This is a genomic window from Actinomycetota bacterium, from assembly GCA_005774595.1.
GTDB lineage: Bacteria > Actinomycetota > Coriobacteriia > Anaerosomatales > D1FN1-002 > D1FN1-002.
On sequence record VAUM01000460.1, the window covers coordinates 1 to 1,239 of the forward strand.

Here is a 1,239-nt window from a genome sequence, read left to right on the forward strand (position 1 = left end):
ATGGTCGGCTACGAGTCCGACAACCCGCTCGTGCTCGAGGAGCTCGACGCCACCAACAAGCAGGGGCGTGACCGCATCGACGCCATCAAGCGCATCCGTGCCGCGGGCATCGAGGTCATGCTGTTCATGATGGTCGGCTCCCGCGCCGACCACATGGGCGACTTCGACCGGATCCTCGATCTCACCGACGCGCTCAACGTGTCGGCCCACCCCGTGATGACCACGCCGTTCCCCGGCACGAGACTGTACGAGGAGTACCGGCCGTACCTCATCGAGGGCCAGGACTGGGACGTCTATGACGGCAACCACGCCAACTACGTCCACGACGACCCCGAGATGACACCGCTCGCGCGCGAGGACGCCATCGTGCGGCTTCGTGGCGAGCTGTTCACGATGCCGCGCATCCTGAAGCGGATCGCGGGCGTGGGCGCGAAGGGCTTCCCGATGTCGCACGTCACGTCGTGGGCCGTGCAGTATCCGCAGGGGAGGGCGTTCCGCGAGTTCGCGCGCGAGCGCGAGCGGACGGGCCCGGACCGTTCGGGGAGCTAGGGGCCCGTGAGGTTGCGCACGTGCAGCCTCGGCGCCGAGAACTCGAGGAACGGCCGGTCGTCGGTGTTCAACGGGAGCGTCGGGTCCGCGACAAGCGCGGACGCGGTCGCGGGTTCGGCGAGAAGCTCGAACCGGAACTCGCCGCCGGTCGCGTCCGACACCCTGTTCGCGACACCGGCGGGGTCCACCGGCTGGTCGCCGTTGATCGCGACGATGACCATGTCGATCGCTTCTCCGCTAGGCGACCGCGTCAGCCACACGTGGCTGTTCGGGAAGACGCTGAGCACGCTCTTGATGATCATGAGGCGGTCGCGTTCCGTGGTCAGCGCCACCGGGAGCCACTGGCAGTAGGTCCCCTGCTCGGTCAGGTGAGCGCGCACGAACCGCAGGAAGTCGGTGGTGAACAGCGACGAGGTCTGTTGCGCGACCGGCTGGCTCGGCTCCGAGATGATGACGTCGTACTTCATGTCGGTGTACGTCAGGTACTGGCGGGCGTCGGCGATCACCGTGCGGCAGCGGGCGTCATCCGCCCGCGTCGAACCGACGAAGAGCTTCGACGCGCGCTCGACCGCGGGGGTGATCTCCACCACGTCGAGCCGGGGGATCGGGTAGCCGAGCGCGGGCGCTGCTGTCGAGCCGGGGCCGCGGCCGATCACGAGGAGGTCGTCGGGGGCCCCCGGGGGGGCCTGG

1 protein-coding gene is annotated in these 1,239 nt (G+C 69.0%); it reads right to left on the minus strand.

The annotated features are described in order from the left end of the window. Nucleotides 1–545: 545 nt before the first annotated feature. Nucleotides 546–1,239 (minus strand): hypothetical protein (locus FDZ70_10975; protein TLM65628.1); only part of this gene is annotated, 694 nt, incomplete at its 5' end.